Source organism: Clostridium sp. LXY-7 (assembly GCF_056172015.1).
In genome coordinates this window covers 1,036,854-1,060,059 of sequence record NZ_JBLLJL010000002.1, presented here as the reverse complement: position 1 = coordinate 1,060,059, position 23,206 = coordinate 1,036,854, and the positions used below count along the sequence as shown (strand labels likewise).

Genomic DNA, 23,206 nt, shown 5'->3' with positions numbered 1-23,206 from the left:
ATAATTTTTTTGATTCTCATTGTCTCAATTATAAATGAGTTATTTGAATAGAAAACTAAATGCTGTATTCTTATGAAGATAAGATAATGATTTTGAAAGATAATAATCATCAATTTTATTTTAGGGTTAAGCAGTAGGATAATGTGCGTAACTATAGTTAATTGGAAGGATAAATATCATGAAAAGAAAATTCATAAACGGAATTAACTGGGAATGGTTAGATGTGTATTCATCTAAATATATTCATATTGATGACATATTTAGTGGATATATTTCATTGATTAAGGTTTTTAAGGTAAAACAAAAGATTACTGTCGATTATGAAGAGTCGGATTTATGCTTATTAGATGATGGTTATAAATGTTTAATGTTTTTACCAGATAATGAAAAATGGTGTGTTAGTGCAGTATATAATACCTCAGATGAAATAGTTGAGTGGTATTTCGATATGACAAAAGAAAATTCGATTGATGAACAAGGCAATCCATTTTATGATGACCTGTATTTAGATATTGCTGTTTCACCAGATTTCAAAATAGTTATCCTCGATGAAGATGAGTTAAAAGAAGCTTATGAATCAAAAATAATAACAAAGTGTGATTATGACATGGCTTATAATACATGCAATAAAATAATTAAAGAGATAATTCCAAATAGAGATTTTTTAATATCATTTTGTCATAAATATTTAATTTATTTAGAGCACTAGAGATATTATTTTAGATGAAGTAAAAGTGAAATGCTAATAGCAAAGATCTAAAAATTTATTATTTCTAATGGGTCATGAGAAAGTAAAGAGAATAGGTATAATATTCTACAAAAAGCTTTTGGGGGGATATATATAATGGTAGATTCAAAAGGTTGGGAATGGGAAAAAGCAAATCAGTCACCTTGGTTAAAGCCAACTGAGGACAGTTACTATTTGTCTTACAAATGGTTAGAATTAGGTTTTAAAAAGATTTTAGATTTGGGTGCTGGCTTAGGACGACACTCCATATTTTTTGCACAACAAGGTTTTCAGGTATCAGCTATAGACATATCCGATTATGCAGTGAACTACTTAAAGGAATGGTCTGAAAAAGAAAATTTAGATATTGATATTAAATTTGGTGATATGGTTGCTTTACCTTATGCTGATAATTCTTTTGATTGTGTATTTGCATATCATGCTATTTCACATACAGATACAGAGGGTACCAAAAAGGTTATAAGCGAAATAGAACGAGTGTTAAAGCAAGGTGGAGAAGTGTATACGTCCATGTGTTCTAAAGAGGCTTGGGATTTTGATAAAGCTGGATTTCCTAAAATAGATGAAAACACAGTACTAAATACATTAGATGGTCCAGATAAAGATGTACCACATTTTTATGCTAATCGCGAAGACATTTTAAATTTATTTCATAATTTTGATGTAGAAAAAATACGGCATATAGATTATTGCTACTTAAATGGTAAAAAATATGATTCTAAATATTATTATATAAATGGACGTAAGAAATAATTAATTTATATCAAACAAATAAGATTTGATTAATTTCATATAAAATCTTCGTATAAGTTGTAACAACTATAAAAATTAATAATTTCTTAGAATAATGTATATATATATATATACTGGCGGGTTAAGAGAGGTATGGAAATTATTTATATAAGCTGTATATAAGAAAGGATGAAAGAATCATGAAAAAAACAGCTCATGAAATCCAGAAAGAAAGAATTAAAGAAATAGAAGAGAAAGCATCTCAACTGTTAGAGAAATGTAATGTTGTAACACTCGCTTCTGTTAATGAAAATGGTTATCCTCGTATTTGTGCAATATCGAAACTTAAAGCAATGGGTTTTTCTGAAATCTATTTTATTACCTCAAAAAGGTCTAATTTAAACGGAAAAGCAACTCATTTTCAAAATAATACTAAAGCAAGTGTTTGCTATTATCTTGGAGGTGATAGCGTTACTCTTATGGGGAATGTTGAAATAATTGATGATATAAACATAAAAAAAGAGTTTGAAAAAGACTGCGATAGAAGATTTTTCAGCAAAGGTATTGAAGATCCTAAATGTTTCTTATTAAAGTTTCGAGTTATTGAAGCTACGTTCTGGATCGAAGGAAAATTCAGAACATGTAAATATAAGGTTTAATACACTAAATTATGATTACAGTTAGTGTGAGTAAGTTCTTAGTTACATAAAATAATAGTATACATGCATCGCAATATGATATAATTTACATATATGTAAATTATATTTAAATTTTGATGAGGAAGAAAATGAGGGCTAGACTATGGAATTGAAGAAATATCCAAATTCACAAAAAGCATTATTAGTTATAGATATTCAAGAAGATTATACAGGTACAACAGCAAGAGCACCATTCCCCTATAAAGATTCAGAGAGATTAATTGAAACAGTGAATAAAATAATAGAAGAAACTTCAAAGAAAAATATTATCACTATATATATTAGGCAAGAATTTGAAGGTTTTTTAGGGAAAATACTATCTAGGACTCTTGGTCATGGAACTGCAATCAAGGGAAAGTTAGGAACAGAATTTGATAAACGAATTAATATTGTATCTGATTATTGCTTTTCAAAACCAATGCCAGATGCATTTTCTAATCCTAAATTTGAAGCTTTTTTAACTGAGAACCAAATTAATGAGTTATATCTAGTTGGATTAGATGCAGAAGGATGTGTTCAATTTACTGCTAATGGAGCATTAAAACGCGGATATAATGTAACGATAATTACAGATGGTATTGTAATATTAGCTGAAAATAAGTGGGATAAGCTATTAAAGAAATTTAAGGAAAATAACATTACCCTCATATCAAGTAATGAGTTTAGATGAAATATAAAGGAATAATACAAATAAAATGTAAAATATGATATAAATTTTATGCAAGTTAATACATAATAGTAAAAAGCTGCGTAGTAATTATTATTTATATTTTAGATGGAGGTATGAAATGTTATTTGCAGAGGAATTGACTGATTGGAAATCTTGGGGAAATGTTTTTTGTTCTATTGAAGTATTCAAGCCATTGATAGATGAGATTTTAAGAAATGAACAATTAATAGTACAAGGGGAAATTGAAAATTTGGCTCCTGGAAGCAATGCTGTTTTTAAAGTAGATAATTTGGTGATAAAAATATATGCACCTTTTGAGACCGGTATTGATACAGAGTACGATTATAATGTTGAATTATATACAATGGAGTTTGTAAATAAGGAGGGTATTTCAGTACCTAAGATAATTGCAAATGGTGAAATTCAAGATAAGTATTTGTTTCGTTATATTATTATGGAATTTAAATCTAATGACATTGGGGCTTGTTATATACTTTCATATTCCATTAATGAAAAGCAACATTTAGTAGAGAAAATTAAAGAAATATTAGAGAAACTTAATAAACCAATAAATTCTATAGTTAAGTCAATTTCCTTAAATGATCAAAATGAACAATTAAAAAGAATGCAAGGATTGAATTCAGAATTAATAAAAGAATTAGTAAGATATTCATCAAAAGTATGTTGTGAGGAGAGCGTTTTAGTACATGGAGATATTACAAGAGATAATATTCTAATCAGTAAAAATAATTATATTACATTAATTGATTTTGCAGATTGTGTCCAAGCACCATCATATTACGAATTACCTGCCATAATCTTTGAACTTTTTTTGTGTGATAGAGAGCTTGTTTCATGTTTTGTAGGTAATGACGATAAAGATACATTCTTAGATTTACTGATAAAAGGACTGTCTATTCATTCTTGCTGTGGTAATATACTCAAAGATTATTTTATAAGAATAGGAATACCAATGGATAAGGTTGATAGTATAAAGAAATTAAAAGATTTATTAAAGAAAGAATTATTCTAATAACTACACCAGATATAGTTATTAGAATAAATAAAAAAGCCGTCAACAATTGTGACGACTTGGAGACAATTTTAGGATTAAATTGATTTGGCAAAAGACAAATATTAGTATACCTTTTCATAGCTGTTGATTTCCACAGGCTTTTCCATATATTCTTAAAATTGAGCTTGCGTTAGATTACGTCTGTTAGCCTTGATTTGTGCTGGACATTTTTCCCCATTTACAAACCACTGACAGTTTTTACAGCTGAAGCACGGCTTGTAATCGTAATTTTCTAAAGACTTTTCCATAAAGTCTGCATCCGCTAGAAAGGGTTTTCCATATGCCACAAAATCACATAAATTGTTTTCCACCAAAATATTCCCTCTGCGTAGTGTTCTAATATCATTTACAGCAATGACGGGAACCTTTACATACTTCTTGATTTGGCTGCCAGTATACACTATATCATTAAACTGGAAATCGCTAGGAATTTCTAATTTTCTATTAGCAGGTATGCCAGAGGAAACATGCAGCATTTCTATTCCCATAGCCTCGAGTGTTTGAGCAGTTTTGATGTCAATATCCAGATTATAATTCCAACCCATACGATAAGAAATAATAAAATCATCATCGGTAAATTCTTTGATTTCTTCAACAATCTTTTTTACCAACAGCAACCTTCCATGTATATCACCGCCATATTGATCTTCTCGTTTGTTTGATATTGGTGATGATAGCATGTTAAGGAAAAAGCTATGGGCGCCATGCAGTTCAATTCCATCACAGCCGGCTTTTTTACATCTTTCTGCCGCTCTCACAAAATCATTTTTGATTTCTTCCAAATCGGCTTCTGTTAGATTGTTGATTGTATCCTCGTTGCTGTATCCAACAATAGGGTAAACAAGCTGTACAAAAAATTTGGTGCCATTCTTATGACATGCATCCGCTAACCTTTGTATATTTATGATGTGTTCATCGGAATATACTCCTATACCACCTAGTCCGCCCCCACCACTATATAGCATTTTGGAGGAAGTTACCGAAACTGCCTGGCAAATTATCAGACCGATACCTGTACTAGCTCTCTTTAAATAGTGTTGGAGCACTTCCTCACCCATGATTCCGTCTTCCCTTAGCGGCAGCCCAAAAAGAACCATTGGAGCCATAACAACCCTGTTCTTAAACTCAACGTTCTTTATCCTAATTGATTCGAAAACTTTCACTATAATAAACCTCCCTACAAATACAAGTATATATTTGTTAAATTTTTCTTATATTTTAATTATAATAGCTATATTATAAAATAAAAGTATGCACTTTTAAGTAATATACTTACCATAAGGAGAGTGTAAGCCAAATGGAAACACTATGCCGGAGTAAACAGATCCTTTTGAATATACTCTTTCCATAATCGGTTAAAACTCCATTCTATATGCCTCATAAAGCTATTGAAAAAATTATAAGAAAATTACAATTATGTATAATAAAATAATGAGAATGAACTTAAAAAGTTCGGTTGGGCGGGAAATACGGCATTAGCTATGACGTAACAAGTAAAATATAACCGATGAGGATATGGTGATAAAAAGGTTAATGCAGGAGGCGGAAGTTATGGGAATTTCCATTATAACAGTAACATTCTAAGAAACTAATCGTAACTTTTATGAAGGCTGTGGTTTTACTTCATGTCATGGAGGAGTATGGACATTAAAAATAAACTTTACCTAAATTATGGAATACATTTAAGAATATTTAATATTATATATTATGATTATCTCACAAAAAGCTAAATTTTAATAAATTATATGGATTTATGAATAGAATATATTAGACCTAAGATTAAAGTAGAACTATTTTATGAAGTGAAGTTAAAAAATAGGAGGACGATATGAGTTATAGAATTAAAGATAGTGAAAGAGAATACATTTTAGAGGCTTATGATAAAGATAATAAGTTAGTAGGAGAAGCTGTGATTTATCCATTTAAACCCTCTGATTTATATGAAAAACCTAGATTGAATATTTATATTGATATTAAGGTAGCAGATGTTGTAGACAAAGAAGAGTTGAGAGATCAAATGTTTGATGAACTAATGAAGCGTTCACGAGGTATAAAAGAAGAGAACAAGGATATTGATGTAAGAGTCTATCATTGTTGTTTTCCAGATAATAAAGAAAATATTGCATATTATTCTTCTAAAGAAGGTTTTAACCATGATGAAGGTATGTATATAATAAAAAAAGAGATAACTGAGGAGAGTTTCCAGATTACAGATATTCATGGTATTGACTTTGTTGAGCTTGAGCTTATAGACGAAGATGAGCTAATCCAGTTGGTGAAAAAGCAAAATGAAGTATTTGTTACTGGCTATTCAGTTGAGGATTTAAAAAAATTGAAAAGTGCAAATCACTTGTTCAGTATAGCAGCTAAGCATGAAGATGAGATTGTAGGTAATATTATTATTATTGTAGGGAAAGATAAAGAAAACATTGAATATGGTTGGGTATATGATATGTTTGTTTCAAAGGAATGGAGAAAAAGAGGTATTGGTAAAAATTTAATCCTTAAAGCCTTAGAAGGTTTAAAAGCTTTAGATATTAAGGAATCAAAATTGGAAGTGTGGAGTGCAAACAAAAGAGCCTTGTCGGTTTATAATAGTGTGGGATATAAGTTTCATGAGGAGACAGAGTCCTCAATTGGGATGTTTCTTTAATGCTTAGATAATCAGTTTTAGTTCAGATATAGTTAAAAAATCAGTGGATTTATTGCCGTATTATTCTTAGATGAATATGCGGTATTTTTTAATCCATAATTAAGATAGAGGATATAAGAAAATATATAAATATTAAATAAGAAAATAAGATTTTTTGAAATTGAAGAATAGGTGTTAGAAATATATTTTACCAAAATTATGGAATTTTGTATGAATATTTAGTATAATTTGTTATAATTTTCTAAAGTTGATTCTTAATTGTAAGAAGGGATGATTTATCACAGAAACTAGCTATATGAGAAATGCTAGTTATATCAGTCTTTAAAAATTTGGCTTTGTTTTAAATGGTTGTTGATTTTAGAACTACATTATATTAAAACAAAACCCAAAATTTAAATTGATAGAGAACATAAAAATAAGCTATAGGGGAGATAAATTATGAATAATGCTAATATTATGATTCTAGGCACATTTCACTTTGCAACTAAAGAAGGAACTGACATTATTAAAGTTCAAAATGAAAATAGACAAAAGGAATTAGCTGAGCTAATAAAGAAGATATCTGAGTTTAAACCTAATAAATTATGTGTCGAATTAAGACCCAGTGAAGAAGAAAAATATAATAAAATTTTTAAAGAGTTTTTAAAACATCCTACATTAGATTTAAATAAAAAGTTAGGTGAATTTAATATAAAAGGAGCAGATTATGATATCACTAACTCTATGGATGAGCGTATAAAATTTGCCTTTGATTTAGGTAAATACAATAAAATAGATCATATACATTGTATCGATTATTATGATGGATGGACTCAGCCCATGGTATTTGAAAAGGCTAAAGAAGATGAGACAGCATATAAAAAATTGGAGGAGTCATATATGAAATTTGCAAATGCATACTACAGTATGTTTACTGAAAAAACCAGTATAGAAAAGATATATAGGTTTTTTAATGATAAAGAAACTAATGAACTTCAACATTCAACTTCATTTTTACCCTTTAATGAAATTGGAATAGGAGAAGATTCTGTAGGAGTTGATTTTGTTGCTTCATGGTATAGAAGAAACCTACATATTTTCGGTAACTTAAAAAACATTTCTAAAGAGGAAGATCGTATATTAGTATTATATGGTGCAGGGCACTTAAAGCTTTTAAGAGATTTTATTAATGATTCTTTCGATTTGAATTATGTAGAAGCCTTGGATTATTTAATTTAATTGCACTATAAGTAAATTATTTCAAAAACAGAGTTATTGTTTTTAATTAACTATAGGATATATATTTATGAATATAACAATAGATATGGCTGGGTAGATGATTTATTTGTTTCAAAAGAATGGAGAAAACAAGGTATTGGTAAAAACTTACTCATAAGAGCTCTAGAAGGTTTGAAAGCTTTGAATATTAAGGAATCAAGATTGGAAGTTTGGAGTGCCAATAAAAGGGTATTGTCGGTTTATAATAGTGTGGGATATAAGTTTCATGAAGAGACAGAGTCATCAATATTGCTATGGGTACACAAGAGTTTAATTTTGGAAGGGTAAAAATGAAAAGTACTAATATGTTAAAAATATCAAAAACACAATTTGATTTATCATTTTCAATGTTAGAAGAAATCATAGAAAAATGCCCTTATGATTTATGGAATGAAAAAAAGGAGGGTTTGTTTTTTGGCAACAATTACTGCATGCTTTTACTGGAATAAATTTTTGGTTAAGGATGAATAATGATAAATTTGTAGAGCCTTTTGCAGACAAAAAAGTATATCCTGAATTGGAACATGATCCAGAAGATCAACTGATCAAAGAAGATTTAACTGAATATAAAAACATAGTTAAAGAAATTTCTAAAGCCTTTTTTGCCGATAAGGATGATGAATGGCTTGGAAATAATTCTATTATCTATCATAAGATTAAAAATTTAGATGTGATATTTATGCAGATTAGACATATACAATATCACGTAGGACACTGTAATAGTATTTTGAGAGAAAATAATAGAGAGGCTGTAGAGTGGCTTGATTATTATGGGGAATAGTGTTTGAAACTTTAACTTGGTTTTAATAGCTTTCACATTCTGCATAAAGACCGCAGTAATCATAGCTTTACAGATGGGACAACCTTGTATATTATTGTAAACAAGAATGATTTATATAATGGGAGGACATAATGAGTAATGATTTAAAAATATATTTAGAAAATATAAAAAAACCTTGGGGGATACTATTTTATAGAGTGGTTTGGGAGCAACTCTATAAAGCAACTAATTCTAAAATCCTTGACTTCGGAAGTGGGTTGGGAATTACTGCAAATCATTTAGCAAAGAATAATGATGTGGTAGCAATAGAACCAGATGTTGATATGGTAGATATGAGAATATGTGATAACAATTATCAACAGATTATTGGTAATATAGAACAATTAAAGCAACAATATGATAATTCCTTTGATGTTGTAGTATGTCATAATGTTTTGGAGTATGCAGAAGAGCGAAAAGAAATATTCAGAGAATTTTGTCGAGTTCTTAAACCTAATGGAATAATATCCATGGTAAAACATAATCATGCAGGAAGAATCATGCAAAAAGTTGTTTTTGAAAATAATGTGGATGAAGCAATATCTCTACTTAATGGGGGAGCAGCTAACGTGATGAATTTTGGACAAGTAAATTATTATGATATAAATGATGTTATAGAGTAGATAGGTGATTTAGACGTTAATATTGAAAAGGTACTTGGAATTAGAACGTTTTTTGGTTTGCACCCAAATAATGAAATTAAGTATGACCCAATTTGGCAAGAAAAAATGTTTGAAGTTGAAATGAAGGTTTCTGATATAGATGATTATATAAATATATCTTTTTACAATCACATTTTGTTAAGAAAGTTAAGTTGAATGCGTTGAATATTAATATCATGACAAATTTATAATAAATAAAGGTTATTTATATTGCCGGTTGTAAATAAAGTGAGGGTTTGTTATGAACATAATTGATTTAACACATATGTTAATTGGAGCAAGGGCCTTTGTGAAAAAAGGAGGAGAAAGAATTGGAAAAAAATAAAACCACATATACAACAATTGATGAATATATTCTACATGCAGCACCGGAAGTGCAAGAGACTCTAAAAATATTGAGAAGTCTAATTAAAGAATTGGTACCAGATGCGGAGGAAAGGATGAGCTGGCAGATGCCAACTTTTTTTTATCATGGGAATTTGGTGCATTTTGCCGCTCATAAAAACCATATCGGATTTTATCCAGGTGCTAGCGGAATCAGCACCTTTAGTTATGAATTATCGGAATACAAAAGCTCAAAAGGAGCTGTACAGTTTCCGATAAAACAGCCATTGCCCTATGACTTAATTCGTAAAATAGTTCAATTCCGAGTTACTGAAAATGTGATGGCAGCAAAAGAAAAACACCATCAACAAGCTTCTCCATAAATTAAGGTGTGGTGCTGAGAGAATTGAATAAGGCTAATCTTCATAAAAGATACAATAAGAGATGAAAAACAGTACCATAGGGAATTTGGTACTGTTTTTATTAGATTAATTTATATCTACATACTGTTACGAATAGAAAACTTTTCACTCAATGAGCTGAATGGTTATAATAGTGTGTTAGGTAAGCAATATAAAATTAAGATGTCAATATTTTTTCTATATCCAAAATCCATCCTTCAATAATTTGGGTATTTTCTTCCAGTTTGAGTTTGTTTTTTTCATAACCCCTTAATAATTTTAGTTGATGCTTCCAGTATTCTTTAAGCCGTTCAAAGAATACTTTCTCACTTAATAAAACTTCATATTCTCCCTGTTGAATGTTATTGTTTATTATCTTTAGTTTGTCATATGCCTGTTCAGCTGATAAACCCATAGATTTTTTAAAGTCTCTTAAAATCCATTGTTTTTCAAAAATATTCATTGACCTCCAGCCTCTGTACTGTTCTTCATAAGTCATAAATATCTTTTTCAAGTATTCTTGAATTTCTTTACAAGTATTTTTATTAATAAGGGTGGTATCTAATAGTTCATCTTTGTTTTCTATCAAATTATAATCCATCAACACTTGAATGGAGCCAATTTCTTCACCATGATAGGAAGCTGCCTTTAAAACAGATAAAGCAAATCCAACTCCAGCTGCTTCAACATCTAAAATATGTTGACTATTCATAGAATAAAATTCCTCTATGCTCATATCCATTTTTGAAGCAATAATTTTAATAGCATTCATTGCGGTTTCTGTTTTTACCAATCCCGGTCCTATTGTAAAAGAGTGAATATTAGTACTATCAACTTCCATTGCCAAAGTATTGGATAGCTCAACCTGTGCTGTTTTAAACACCTCGTAAGCTCCCATGTATGGTGATGCACCAGAGGATGAAACAAATACGATAACACCATTATTGCGTTCTTTCATAGCTGGCAGGAATTTTTGTGTAAGTATCAATGGGACTTTTAAATTTACCTCATAGCTCTTATCCCAAAATGAGGTGTCCACCTCATCTATAGCTCCAATTTTAGTAATGGTAGCATTGTTAAAAATCACATCTGGACATCCATATTTTTTTATAATATAATCTGTCATTTTACATATTTGCACTTCATCTGCTAAATCAATTTCATAAAATTCAGCCAACTCATTATTATACAGTTCATTAATTGTTTTTTCTGCATAGATGCCTTTATCTTTAATAATTTCTGCGATTATTATTTTAGCTCCCATATAGGCAAAGGTCTTAGCGGCTTCTAATCCTATTCCGCCACCGGCACCTGTCAAAAGTATGGTTTTTCCAACTAAGATATTTTTTAATTCCGGTTTAGCTTCTATCAACATTGATATTTTCCTCCTCTTGCACTAAAGGATATATAAATTTTACTTGTACTTATTTACCAAAAAATAGGATGTGGTTTTTTATTCCAGTATATCACAGTCAAGTAACCAGAGAAATGATATTCTATTAAAATTGAGTAATAATATGTAGTTCTAAAATCAACAACCATTTAAAACAAAGTCTAAAAAATTTACAAAAGTACTTCACATGTCGTAGTAATTATGATATATTATAATTACTACGACAGATAAAGTATGTCAGACGTAGTACTATAAGCATAGTAATTATATAATTTATACTAAAGAAATATTGATCCATGAAATAAGTAATTAGAGAAGAAAGGAGAATAACATTTGATAAGTAGTGATGTTATTAGAGGCTATAATGATACGATTATTCTTTTCACTCTTCTAGATAGAGAGTCTTATGGATATGAGATATCTAAAACAATAAAAAAACTATCAGAGGAAAAATATATTATAAAAGAGACCACACTATACTCTGCATTTACTAGGTTAGAGAATAACGGATACATAGAATCCTTTTATGGAAATGAGACTTTTGGAAAGAGAAGGACCTATTATAGAATTACTGAAAAGGGACGTAATTATTATATGGAGAAGTGTGAGGAATGGAAGGTTATAAAAGAGGTTATGAGTAAATTTATTAAGGAGATGAATGAAGATGGAAACTATTAAAAACTATTTGGATAACATTTTTGCAAGTTTACCAAAATCTGCAGAACTAACTAAGCTGAGAGAAGAGTTATTTTCAAATATGGAAGATAAATATAATGAACTTAAAGAAGGTGGAAAGACAGAAAATGAAGCTATTGGTATAGTGATTTCTGAATTTGGAAATATTGATGAATTGGTGAAAGAGCTTGGTATTGATACTGACAGGAAAGTAGAAAGTGTACCAGTGGTTACTGAGGAGCAAGCAGAAAGTTATATGAAGGATAAAAATAAATACGGAAAGCTTATTGCAATTGGAGTATTGTTATGTATCTTGGCTCCAGCAGTATTAATATTTACTAATCGGATTATAGTAAATATTACTATGGGAATAGGAGGTTATAATAGAGATTTAGAAGGGCTTAGTATTATACCATTATTTATTTTTATTGCCATTGCTGTTGGACTATTTATTTATTCAGGTATAAACCTTGAAAAATACAAATACTTGGAGAAGAACTTCACTCTCCCATTATACGTAGAACAAAAAGTTAAAGCTAAAAAAGAAGAGTTTGCATCAACTTTTACCATATCAATGATTGTTGGGGTTATTCTTTGTGTATTATCACCTATTACATTAATTGTATTCTCCGCAATAGATGGAAATGAAGATAGATTATCTTATTATGGAGTAATTGTTCTATTAATTATGGTAGCTATTGCTGTATTTATCTTCATAAGAATTGGAACTATAAATGATAGTTATAGTATGCTTTTACAAATTGATGATTATTCTAAAAGTGGAAAAGAGAATGGTAAAGTAATTGGAGGGGTTGCAGCAATTGTTTGGCCTATAGCTACAGCTATATTCTTAGTTTGGGGACTAGTATATAATGGATGGGATATTTGTTGGATTGTATTTCCTGTTACAGGAGTACTTTTTGGAGCCTTTAGTGGAGTATATAGCATAATAAAGGGAGACCATAAAAAATAGCTTTATTATAATGAAATTTGAAGAGCTAGCTAAAACTCTGGAGTTTTAGCTAGCTTTTAAAGCTTAAATAGAAGGAAAATATAATTATTATTTTTATTGACAATGCATAATAGATTTGTTATTGTTTAAAAGTATGAAAATTATGTGAACATAAATAAGGAGGATATTATGCAAGAGACAAAGGTTAAAGTAGTAGTAGCTGATCCGTCGGCACTAGGCTTATTTGGACTAGCAATGGTAACATTAGTAGCATCATCTCAAAAATTAGGATTAACAGAGGGTGTATCTTTAGTATTACCATGGGCAATATTTTTAGGAGCAACAGCTCAATTATTTGCTTGTATAAATGATTTTAAACATGACAATACTTTCGGGGCAACAGCTTTTGGAGCTTATGCATTCTTTTGGTATGCAGTAGGTTTTACTTGGCTAATACAAAACGAAGTATTTGGACAAGCGCTTGCAGCGAAAGCAGACATAAATCAATTAGGTTTCGCGTATTTAGGATATTTGATATTTACAATATTTATGACAATAGGGGCTATGGAAACCCACAAGGTATTATTTACAATATTTGTATTTATAGATTTTTTATTTATAGGATTAACATTAACAACTTTTGGAATAATGGAACATGGAACACATATGCTAGCTGCTTATGCTGAATTAGGAATAGCTATAGTATCATTCTACGGTTCAGCAGCTGCAGTGCTAAATACTCATTTTGGAAGAGTATTTTTACCAGTCGGAAAGCCATTTGGAATATTTAAGAAATAATATTTAGGTGATGAATTTTTCATCACCTTTTTATTTTGAATAACATTGTGGATGAAGGGATATTATTCTATATAGTTAAAATCATAGTTAAAATCTACCTAGTAAATAGTTGATAGGTAGATTTTAGTTTGTTATTAGATAAACTATGATAAAATTAGATATTAATGCGGTATAAAGCAACTTTATAAATTGTTATTTTTATAATTATACGATATAATAAGTTGAATATATTATTAGAAAAGTATATAAAATTTAATTTATAAATTTTAATAGATGAAGATATTAGTTACAGTTACAACAGGTTAATTTGGAGGAATGAATATGGACAAGAAAAATTTTCCAAATTTGGGGAATCAAATTTGGTCTACTGTTCAAGAAGCGCTAAAGTCTAATGATTTTACAAAACTAAAAAAAGAAATTAGCGATACAGCGGAAAATGCATTTGCTGAAGTACGAAAGAACATAAAAGTGAATCAGCCCTATTCAAAAGAAAAAAATGTGAATAGAGATGGTAGAGAAGAATCACGAAGTAATTATCAACCAATAAGGAATGATAATAAACCTCAGGTACCAATTGCTAAAACGCCAGCTGGAAGTATTTCTGGAGTGCTATTTATGGTATTTGGATTTTTGGGAACTGCAGTATTTGGAGTTATACTTTTAGCTTATAGTATTGTTAATGGTATTTTAAGTAAATTTACGCCGGCTATTGGTGCTGGTTTTGTAGTATTGCTTTTAATTTTTGTAGCTAGTTTATTCACTGCTCTAACAGGTGTAAAATTAAGAAAAAGAGTAAAAAGATTTAAACAGTATGTGAGACAAATACGTGGACGTAGCTATTGCTCTATTAAGGAATTGACCTCTCATACTGGAGAATCAATTAAATTTATAGTAAAAGACTTAAGAAAGATGATTCAGCTAGGCATGTTTCCAGAGGCACATATAGATGAACAGCAAACCTATCTTATGTTAAACTATGAAGTTTATCAGCAGTACTTAAAGACTCAAGAGAATTTAGAACTACGTAAGGAAGAAGAAATAAAGAAGAAAAAAGAAGTAGAAGATGTAACAGATCCATCATTAAAAGAATTAAGAAAGATAATTGATGAAGGAAAGAGTTGTATTAGACAGATTAAAGAAGCTAACGATGCGATACCAGGAGAAGAGATTTCAAGAAAATTATATAGATTAGAACAGATTACAGAGAAAATATTTAATTATGTAGAGCAGCATCCAGAACAAGTTCCAGAGATTCATAAACTCATGAATTATTATCTTCCTATTACTTTAAAATTGGTAAATGGTTATAAGGAGCTTGATGCACAGCCGGTTCAGGGAGAGAATATTATTACAGCGAAAAAAGAAATAGAGGATACTTTAGATACCATAAATGCTGCTTTTGAAAATCTATTAGACAATTTATTTAAAGATATAGCCTTTGATATTTCTACGGATATTTCTGTGTTAGAAACCATGCTTACACAGGAAGGCTTAACGGAAAGCGATTTTAAAAAGTAAAATAGGGAGGAATACATAATGAATAATGAAGTAAAAGATGGTGTAAACACAGTGCCAACGTTGACTTTTGAGCCTTTTGGTGAGGAAGCTTCAATTATTGAAGTAAAGGAAGAAAAAGAAGAGGTACCAGCACTTGATGAGAGTCATTTAACAGAAGAAGAAAAAAAAATGGTGAATGAATTTGCGGATAAGATTGAGCTAAGCAATTCTAATTTAATTCTACAATATGGTGTAGGTGCTCAAAAGAAAATTGCAGATTTTTCAGAAAGTGCTTTAAATAATGTAAAAAGCAAAGATTTAGGTGAAGTTGGAGATATGCTTTCAAATGTAGTAACAGAACTTAAAAACTTTGATGTTAGTGATGAAAAAGAGGGCTTCTTTGGATTTTTAAAGAAAAGCACTAGCAAACTTAACATAATGAAGACAAAATATACCAAGGTAGAAAGCAATGTAAATAAAATTTGTAGCGTATTAGAAGGTCATCAAATGCAGCTTTTAAAAGATATAGCTATGCTGGATAAGATGTATGAATTGAATAAGGTATATTTTAAAGAACTTTCCATGTATATTTTAGCCGGGAAAAAGAAACTTGCAAAGTTACAAGCTGAAGAATTACCGGCCTTAGTAAACAAGGCAAGTATTAGTGGCCTTCCTGAAGATGCACAGGCAGCCAATGATTTTTCTTCCCTATGCAATCGCTTTGAAAAGAAAATTCATGATTTGGAATTAACAAGAATGATATCTATTCAGATGGCTCCGCAGATTCGTCTTGTGCAAAATAATGATACTTTAATGTCTGAAAAAATTCAGTCTACTATTGTGAATACTATTCCTCTTTGGAAAAGTCAGATGGTATTGGCATTAGGAGTAGCTCATTCTGCTCAGGCAGCTAAAGCACAGCATGAAGTGACTAATATGACCAATGAACTTCTTCGTAAAAATGCTGCAACCTTAAAGATGTCAACTATAGAGACCGCAAAAGAATCAGAGCGAGGAATTGTTGATATTGAAACACTTCGTATTACAAATGAATCCTTAATTTCCACCCTTGATGAAGTAATGCGCATTCAGATAGAGGGAAGACAAAAACGAAAAGAAGCAGAAGTGGAATTAAACCACATTGAAGGAGAATTAAAAAAGAAGCTTCTTAGCTTAAGAGGATAACAAAGCCCAAAATTTAAATTTAAAGCTATCACAAATTAAATATAAAAGATATAAAGACCATGAACATATTAATGTATTCATGGTCTTTATATCTTTTTCAATATTTCACAAAGTTGAGTTGATTTGAACAGCAATAATATGAAGCTGAATTTAAATAGCTTGTAAAATAAAAACATATTTGTATTATGTAGTTTCATTATTGAAAAATATATATTATAAATATAAATTCTCGAATCTAATAAAAATATAATTCATGGAATAAAAAACGTAACAAAAGATACAGTTTTTATAAGAGGTAGGTGTTAATATAAGAATATGATAGTGATTATCAATTGCAGCGGAATTATTGTTGTTTCGCACTGCATATTTGAAAGGATGGTGTCTTATGAATAAGGATGTAAAATATATAACAATAGATGGAAGAGGGGAACATGAATCTTTCAGAGATTGTATTACTAGAGCAATTAAGGATCTTAACTATGGTGAAGGAATACATGTTATTAAGGATTTTGAGCCATTTCCTATGTATAAAATGATGGAAGATAGAGGATTCCACAAATATGTTGAAAAAGTAAGTGATACAGAATATCATGTTTATTTTTATCCTTATACAGCACTAGAAAAAATAAAAATGGAAGACTACTTGGATCTAGATAATTCTAAAATTAGTAAGATTGTAGATATAAAATTAGATTTTCTAAATAATAAAATTACCTTAGAAGAGGCTAAGAATAAAATACAATCATCTTTTGATAAAATTACTCCTCAAGAATTTGCTATATGTGAACAAAATTTGCAAAATTATGGCATTACTGACGATACCTTAGCAGAACGTATGGAGGAAATTTTAAAAATATTTGATGGAGTCTTGGTATCTAATAAGGTGAAAGTAGCTATAGGGCATCCTATTGATACTTATTTAAAAGAAACTGAAGCTATCAAAAAAATTATAGATAATATGGAAGTATTATTGAAGAAAAGTTTCATTAAAAATCAATGGCTTGAGATATATGACAAACTTAGTGAAATTAATATTCATTTTGCAAGAAAAGAGAATCAGCTATTTGCAGCACTTGAAAGAAAAGGATTTGATAAACCTTCTAAAGTTATGTGGACATTAGATAATAATATAAAAAATATAATACAAAAGGGTAAAAGCTTTTTAAAGGAAGATAAGGATAAGGAATTTATTAAGCTTCAAAGGGAAGTTATTGAGATGGTACAGGATATGATAGTAAAAGAAGAAGATATACTTTTCCCTACAGCAATGGAGCTACTTTCAGATAATGATTTTGCTGAAATGCGAGTAGGAGATGATGAAATAGGATATTGTCTTATAGATCCTCCTATAGGATATTTATCAAAGGAAGATGAAGTGAAGGATTCAAAGAGTGAGGTTGTAAAAGAAATAGCAGAGATATTGAAGAAGCATGGCATATTGAATGACTTTTCAGATAAGGAAGTTTTAGATGTTAGTCAAGGAAAATTAACTTTAGAACAAATTAATCTTATTTTTAAGCATTTACAAATTGATTTATCCTTTGTAGATGAAAATGAGATAGTAAAGTTTTATAGCGATACAAAACACAGAGTTTTCCCAAGAAGTTCAGGTGTTATTGGAAGGAAGGTTCAAAACTGCCATCCAAGAGAAAGTATCCATACTGTTGAAAAAATAATAAATGCTTTTAGAGAAGGAAAACAGGACAAGGCTGAATTTTGGCTTGAGATGAATGATAAATTTATATATATAATATATACTGCTGTAAGAGATGAAAACGGAAATTTCAGAGGAGTTCTAGAAATGATGCAGGATGTAACACATATAAGGGGTTTACAAGGAAATCAGAGATTATTATCATGGGATGATGAAGATAAAAGTGAAGCAAATGTGTTACAACAGGAAGAGAAAATATTAAAAAATTCTTATGGATTTACTAGAGAGACTATACTAGGGGACATTGTTAAGGAGTATCCCTTCATAAAAGAATATCTTATTGGATTATCCCCTAAATTTAATAAGTTAAAAAATCCCATTTTGTTTAAAGCAATGTCTTCAGTGGCTACATTAGAGATGATTAGTCAAAGAGGAGGATTTAATGTAGAAGATATAATGAAAAAAATTGTTGATGAAATAGAAAGAAAGGCTCATTTTTAAATCTACAATAGTTTAATTATAAACAATAATAGATTTATGAATATATAAGTTACAATTAAGTTTGTGCATTATACAAATAGGCATGTTATAAAAATTGAATTAACTAGAACTTCATATTATTACTGCTCAACCGTTTCGAAACCTATTTGTATTATCTAGTTTCATTATTGAAATCTATATATATTAAAATACAGTAAATTATATAAAAAAGTTTGCAGACATATGTTTGCGAGCTTTTTTATTTTTACATCAATAATTAGAATATATTCTGTCTCGGTATTTGATTAATTGTAATAATCTAAAATGGACACTAAAAGATTAAGTAGACAGGTAAGATTAGATGTTTATAATATTAATTAGGAAATAAGATTGAATTTAGAGTTGTTTATCATTCAAGGATTTAAATAAATATATTTTACTAATAATATATAAATCTGTATAAGAGTAATAAACAAATGAAGGAGAATGATACTAATGAATAATAATGTTCAATGGAAAAAAGGAGCTTGTGGTCGTAAGTTCGTAGCTTCATTTAGTGGAGGAAAGGATAGTGTGCTAGCGCTATATAAAGCAATGAAGGAAGGCGAGCCAGTAGGACTTATAGTTATGATGGAGGAGGAAGGACAACGTTCAAGATCCCATGGATTACCTCCTGCTGTATTACGTGCTCAGGCAGAATCAATAGGATTACCTATATATAGTGCAGCAGCAAGTTGGAAAGATTATGAAATAGTTTTTATGGAACTTTTAGAAAGGGCTAAAAATCAGGGAGCAGAGGTATTAGTAACTGGAGATTTAGATATGCCAGTTCATGGCTGTTGGCATGATAAGGTTACTAAAAATGCAGGCTTAAGTCTTGGTATGCCCTTATGGGAGATGGATCATAAAGAAGTTGTACAAGAATTTATAAATTTAGGCTTCATAACTAAAGTGGTAACAGTAAATCTATCCCTAGGAATGAAGGAAGAAGACTTAGGACGAATATTAACCAATGAATATATTAAAGAGCTAGAGGAACGTGGAATTGATCCTTGCGGGGAGGGCGGAGAGTTTCACACTACAGTAATAGATGGACCGATTTTTAAAAACCCTATTCTCGTAATTGAAAGAGAGATTATCAGAAATGGAGAATATGCATTTTTACCACTAGAATTAGATAATTAATTAAGTAAATTTAAAAATGGGTTTAACGAATTATTTGTAATATCTGTTCATGCTTATGTTTTTTTATCTATGACATTGAGCTTATGATTATAGTAAAATGTATGTTATAATGTTTCATAAAATCAGGTGTTTAAGGTGGTAATTAAGGATGAAGCGATTTGATGAAGATATGAATATGTTTAGATATATCATTGGTTCAAAAGAGGTTATGGAAGAGTATGTAGTATATAACATTTCAGAGGAATTTGGAAAGGGTACTATAACAAGCTACGGTGTAATGTCTGGAATTGAAGTTACATATAATGATTTTGAAATATATAAACCATTAAGTGAAAGTTTTAAACTAAGTGTAGATTCTTTGGAAATAAATTATTGCTTAGAAGGATATTTGGAAAGTGAATTTGCAAATAGAAAAATAGTTTATATGGGGGATGGGGATATTTCTATTTTTGGATATAAGACAGGCGTGGTTTTGGCCGATTTTACAACTAAACATTATAAAGGGGTAACGGTAATGATTTATATAGATGAGGCTTCTAAAAACATAGCTACTATGCTTGGAACTTCTGAAGGGGAATTTAAAAACCTCATTAATTCATCTTTTAATTCAGATACCTGCATAGTAAACCATGGAAGTCAAAGTCTAGATCATATATTTAAGGAATTTTTTGTGTTACCAGAAAAATTTAAAAATTATCTTCTTAAAATAAAAGTAGTGGAACTTTTACTTTATATATTAGGGAATTCTGATTATAAAATTAGAGAAAAGAAGTATTTTCCTAGGTCCTTTGTGGATAAAATAAAAGATGCTAGAAGAATTCTTGTAACAAATATAGATTCCCATACTACAATAAAAGAACTTTCTGATATGGTTGGAATTAATTCAACTGATTTACAAAAAGGATTTAAGGAAATCTATCAATGTTCTATATACGCATATGTTAAAAGTTATAGGATGAAAAAGGCCAAAGAATTTCTAGTGAAAGAAGATTTGACCATAGCTAATATAGCAAATTTAGTTGGATACACTAATAATAGTAAATTTTCAAAAGCCTTTAAAGATGAATTTGGAATATCTCCATCAGAATATAGAATTTCTAATAGATAAAAATCCTTCAAAATTATTTTGAAGGATTTTTATCTATTAGAAATATTAAATAATTTACATATAGCTTTTTAAGCTACTAAATTGAAGGTATCTAAAGAAGAGGGTAACTAATACTTTAGTGAGATATATTGACATAATATTTTTAATATGGTATATAAAGATTATAGGTTAGCACTCAATGAGTGAGAGTGCTAACAATGTAAAAACTTAATTGTAACTTATATATTATGAGTTTTTTATTCTGAAGGGAGAGATTTAAAGTGGAAACAAAACAATTTAAAGCAGAGTCTAAAAGACTTTTAGACCTCATGATTAACTCAATTTATACTCATAGAGAAATTTTTCTAAGAGAACTTATCTCTAATGCTAGTGATGCTATTGATAAAATTTATTATAAAACATTGGTAGATGATTCTCTAGTATTTGAGAAAGATGATTACTATGTTAAAGTCACCATTGATAAAGAAAATAGGACATTAAAAATTTCTGACTCTGGTATTGGAATGACTCAACAAGAGCTTGATGATAATCTTGGAGTTATAGCAAAGAGTGGTTCATTACAATTTAAAAAGGAAAATGAAATTGAAGATGGTCATGATATAATAGGACAATTTGGAGTAGGATTTTATTCTTCATTCTTAGTAGCTGATGAAGTTACGGTTATAAGTAAAGCCTTTGGTAATGAGGAAGCTTATAGATGGGAATCTAAAGGTATAGAAGGATACACTATAGAGCCTTGTGAAAAAGATTCTGTTGGTACAGACATTATACTTAAGATAAAAGAAAATACAGAGGATGAAAATTTTGATGAATATTTAGAAGAATATAAAATAAAGTCAATAATTAAGAAATACTCTGATTTCATTAGATACCCAATAAAAATGGATGTAACTAGTAGCAAACTTAAAGAGGGTAGCGATAGTGAATATGAAGATTATACAGAGGAACAAGTAGTAAATAGTATGGTTCCTATCTGGAGAAAAAATAAAAATGAGCTTACAAAAGAAGATTATGATAATTTTTATGCGGAAAAGCACTATGGCTTTGATAAGCCGATAAAACACATTCATATAAGTGTAGATGGAGCAGTAAGTTATAACTCAATTTTATACATTCCGGAGAAAACACCTTATGATTTCTATACTAAAGAGTATGAAAAAGGTTTAGAGTTATACTCAAGCGGTGTTTTAATAATGAATAAATGTCCAGATTTATTACCAGATTATTTTGGTTTTGTAAAAGGAATAGTAGATTCAGAGGATCTATCTCTTAATATATCTAGAGAGATATTACAGCATGATAGACAATTAAAATTAATTGCTAAAAATATAAAAAATAAGATAAAAAATGAATTAGAAAATATATTAAAGAATGAAAGAGAAAAGTATGAAGAATTTTACAAATCCTTCGGAAGACAGTTAAAATATGGTATATACAGTGAGTTTGGAAGTAATAAGGATGTATTACAAGATTTATTAATGTTCTATTCTTCAAAAGAGAAGAAGATGGTAACTTTAGCTGAATATATTTCTAGAATGCCAGAAGGACAAAAATACATTTATTATGCTGCAGGTGAATCCAATGAAAGAATTGAGAAGATGCCACAAACAGACCTTGTATTAGATAAAGGATATGAAATACTTTACTTTACAGATGAGGTAGACGAGTTTGCTATAAGAATGATGATGAACTATAAGGATGTGGAATTTAAATCTGTATCCAGTGGCGACTTAGGTATAGATGCAGAAGAAAATGTGGCATCTGAGGAAGAAAGTAAGGAAAATAGTGGATTATTTGAGGGCATGAAAGAGATATTATCAGATAAGGTTAAAGCTGTTAAAGCTTCAAAGAGATTAAAGAATCATCCAGTATGCTTATCAAATGAAGGAGAACTTTCAATTGAAATGGAGAAGGTTCTAAACGCTATGCCTAATAATGAGAACATAAAAGCAGATAAGATTCTAGAAATAAATATAAATCATCATGTATTTAAAGTTTTAAAAGAAGCTTATGAAGGTGATAAAGATAAATTTAAATTATATACAGATTTATTATATAATCAAGCATTGCTTATAGAAGGATTAACTATAGCTGATCCTGTAGAATTTACAAATAATATTTGCAAGATAATGATGTAGTTAGAATAAAAAAAGTCACTTGGTAACTAGTAATTATTTACCAAGTGACTTTTTTTTATTGATATTGATATATATTATCAAATGAAAAAGAATTTCAAAAA

Annotated in this window: 23 protein-coding genes; 21 read left to right on the top strand and 2 right to left on the bottom strand. The window is 29.5% G+C overall.

Annotation, left to right across the window (positions count from 1 at the left end):
• Positions 1-178: 178 nt before the first annotated feature.
• The 5 genes from ACI48Q_RS12115 (at position 179) to ACI48Q_RS12095 (ending at position 3,881) form a co-directional block, all read left to right on the top strand.
• Positions 179-709 (top strand): ribonuclease FAU-1 family protein, encoded by a 531-nt coding sequence (locus ACI48Q_RS12115; RefSeq protein ID WP_474919338.1) that lies wholly within the window; start codon positions 179-181, stop codon positions 707-709.
• A gap of 135 nt (positions 710-844) precedes the next feature.
• Positions 845-1,501 carry a class I SAM-dependent methyltransferase gene (locus ACI48Q_RS12110; protein ID WP_474919337.1) on the top strand — a complete coding sequence of 219 codons (657 nt, stop codon included), beginning with the start codon at positions 845-847 and terminating at the stop codon, positions 1,499-1,501.
• 179 nt (positions 1,502-1,680) lie between these two features.
• Complete coding sequence (locus ACI48Q_RS12105) at positions 1,681-2,139, top strand: pyridoxamine 5'-phosphate oxidase family protein (RefSeq protein WP_474919336.1); 459 nt, start codon at positions 1,681-1,683, stop codon at positions 2,137-2,139.
• Between the two features lie 142 nt (positions 2,140-2,281).
• Positions 2,282-2,848 (top strand): cysteine hydrolase family protein, encoded by a 567-nt coding sequence (locus tag ACI48Q_RS12100; RefSeq protein WP_474919335.1) that lies wholly within the window; start codon positions 2,282-2,284, stop codon positions 2,846-2,848.
• Positions 2,849-2,966: 118 nt separating this feature from the next.
• Positions 2,967-3,881, top strand: coding sequence for a phosphotransferase (locus ACI48Q_RS12095; protein WP_474919334.1), 915 nt, complete (start codon positions 2,967-2,969; stop codon positions 3,879-3,881).
• Between the two features lie 155 nt (positions 3,882-4,036).
• On the opposite strand, the gene ACI48Q_RS12090 is transcribed toward ACI48Q_RS12095, so the two are convergent.
• Positions 4,037-5,086, bottom strand: coding sequence for an NADH:flavin oxidoreductase (locus tag ACI48Q_RS12090; RefSeq protein ID WP_474919333.1), 1,050 nt, complete (start codon positions 5,084-5,086; stop codon positions 4,037-4,039).
• A 665-nt stretch (positions 5,087-5,751) separates the two neighbouring features.
• Between ACI48Q_RS12090 and ACI48Q_RS12085 the strand changes: the two genes are divergently transcribed.
• The 7 genes from ACI48Q_RS12085 (at position 5,752) to ACI48Q_RS12055 (ending at position 10,022) form a co-directional block, all read left to right on the top strand.
• On the top strand, positions 5,752-6,576 hold the full coding sequence (locus ACI48Q_RS12085) for a GNAT family N-acetyltransferase (RefSeq protein ID WP_474919332.1): 825 nt from the start codon (positions 5,752-5,754) through the stop codon (positions 6,574-6,576).
• A gap of 438 nt (positions 6,577-7,014) precedes the next feature.
• On the top strand, positions 7,015-7,794 hold the full coding sequence (locus ACI48Q_RS12080) for a DUF5694 domain-containing protein (protein ID WP_474919331.1): 780 nt from the start codon (positions 7,015-7,017) through the stop codon (positions 7,792-7,794).
• A 36-nt stretch (positions 7,795-7,830) separates the two neighbouring features.
• Positions 7,831-8,121, top strand: a complete 291-nt coding sequence (locus tag ACI48Q_RS12075) for a GNAT family N-acetyltransferase (protein ID WP_474919330.1) — start codon at positions 7,831-7,833, stop codon at positions 8,119-8,121.
• Between the two features lie 2 nt (positions 8,122-8,123).
• Entirely contained in the window at positions 8,124-8,282 is a 159-nt protein-coding gene (locus ACI48Q_RS12070) for a hypothetical protein (protein WP_474919329.1), read from the top strand.
• Between the two features lie 14 nt (positions 8,283-8,296).
• The gene (locus tag ACI48Q_RS12065; protein WP_474919328.1) at positions 8,297-8,614 is read left to right on the top strand and encodes a hypothetical protein; all 318 of its coding nucleotides are present in this window, start codon (positions 8,297-8,299) and stop codon (positions 8,612-8,614) included.
• A gap of 131 nt (positions 8,615-8,745) precedes the next feature.
• A complete protein-coding gene (locus tag ACI48Q_RS12060) occupies positions 8,746-9,276 on the top strand; it encodes a class I SAM-dependent methyltransferase (protein ID WP_474919327.1) in 531 nt (176 codons plus the stop codon).
• A 350-nt stretch (positions 9,277-9,626) separates the two neighbouring features.
• Positions 9,627-10,022 (top strand): iron chaperone, encoded by a 396-nt coding sequence (locus ACI48Q_RS12055; protein WP_474919326.1) that lies wholly within the window; start codon positions 9,627-9,629, stop codon positions 10,020-10,022.
• Positions 10,023-10,218: 196 nt separating this feature from the next.
• On the opposite strand, the gene ACI48Q_RS12050 is transcribed toward ACI48Q_RS12055, so the two are convergent.
• Positions 10,219-11,415, bottom strand: a complete 1,197-nt coding sequence (locus tag ACI48Q_RS12050; protein WP_474919325.1) for an SDR family NAD(P)-dependent oxidoreductase — start codon at positions 11,413-11,415, stop codon at positions 10,219-10,221.
• A gap of 351 nt (positions 11,416-11,766) precedes the next feature.
• Here ACI48Q_RS12050 and ACI48Q_RS12045 point away from each other — a divergent pair, with 351 nt between their 5' ends.
• The 9 genes from ACI48Q_RS12045 (at position 11,767) to htpG (ending at position 23,105) form a co-directional block, all read left to right on the top strand.
• Positions 11,767-12,111, top strand: coding sequence for a PadR family transcriptional regulator (locus ACI48Q_RS12045; protein ID WP_474919324.1), 345 nt, complete (start codon positions 11,767-11,769; stop codon positions 12,109-12,111).
• The gene (locus ACI48Q_RS12040) at positions 12,098-13,081 is read left to right on the top strand and encodes a permease prefix domain 1-containing protein (protein WP_474919323.1); all 984 of its coding nucleotides are present in this window, start codon (positions 12,098-12,100) and stop codon (positions 13,079-13,081) included. The genes ACI48Q_RS12045 and ACI48Q_RS12040 overlap by 14 nt, the downstream gene beginning before the upstream one ends.
• Before the next feature lie 168 nt (positions 13,082-13,249).
• Positions 13,250-13,858, top strand: a complete 609-nt coding sequence (locus ACI48Q_RS12035; RefSeq protein ID WP_474919322.1) for an acetate uptake transporter — start codon at positions 13,250-13,252, stop codon at positions 13,856-13,858.
• Between the two features lie 321 nt (positions 13,859-14,179).
• Complete coding sequence (locus ACI48Q_RS12030; RefSeq protein WP_474919321.1) at positions 14,180-15,376, top strand: 5-bromo-4-chloroindolyl phosphate hydrolysis family protein; 1,197 nt, start codon at positions 14,180-14,182, stop codon at positions 15,374-15,376.
• Between the two features lie 18 nt (positions 15,377-15,394).
• Positions 15,395-16,540, top strand: coding sequence for a toxic anion resistance protein (locus tag ACI48Q_RS12025; protein WP_474919320.1), 1,146 nt, complete (start codon positions 15,395-15,397; stop codon positions 16,538-16,540).
• A 385-nt stretch (positions 16,541-16,925) separates the two neighbouring features.
• Positions 16,926-18,695 (top strand): PAS domain-containing protein, encoded by a 1,770-nt coding sequence (locus tag ACI48Q_RS12020; protein ID WP_474919319.1) that lies wholly within the window; start codon positions 16,926-16,928, stop codon positions 18,693-18,695.
• Positions 18,696-19,169: 474 nt separating this feature from the next.
• Positions 19,170-19,859, top strand: coding sequence for a Dph6-related ATP pyrophosphatase (locus ACI48Q_RS12015; protein WP_474919318.1), 690 nt, complete (start codon positions 19,170-19,172; stop codon positions 19,857-19,859).
• A gap of 148 nt (positions 19,860-20,007) precedes the next feature.
• Positions 20,008-20,967 (top strand): helix-turn-helix domain-containing protein, encoded by a 960-nt coding sequence (locus tag ACI48Q_RS12010; RefSeq protein WP_474919317.1) that lies wholly within the window; start codon positions 20,008-20,010, stop codon positions 20,965-20,967.
• A gap of 260 nt (positions 20,968-21,227) precedes the next feature.
• On the top strand, positions 21,228-23,105 hold the full coding sequence (gene htpG / locus ACI48Q_RS12005) for a molecular chaperone HtpG (RefSeq protein ID WP_474919316.1): 1,878 nt from the start codon (positions 21,228-21,230) through the stop codon (positions 23,103-23,105).
• Positions 23,106-23,206 lie beyond the last annotated feature (101 nt).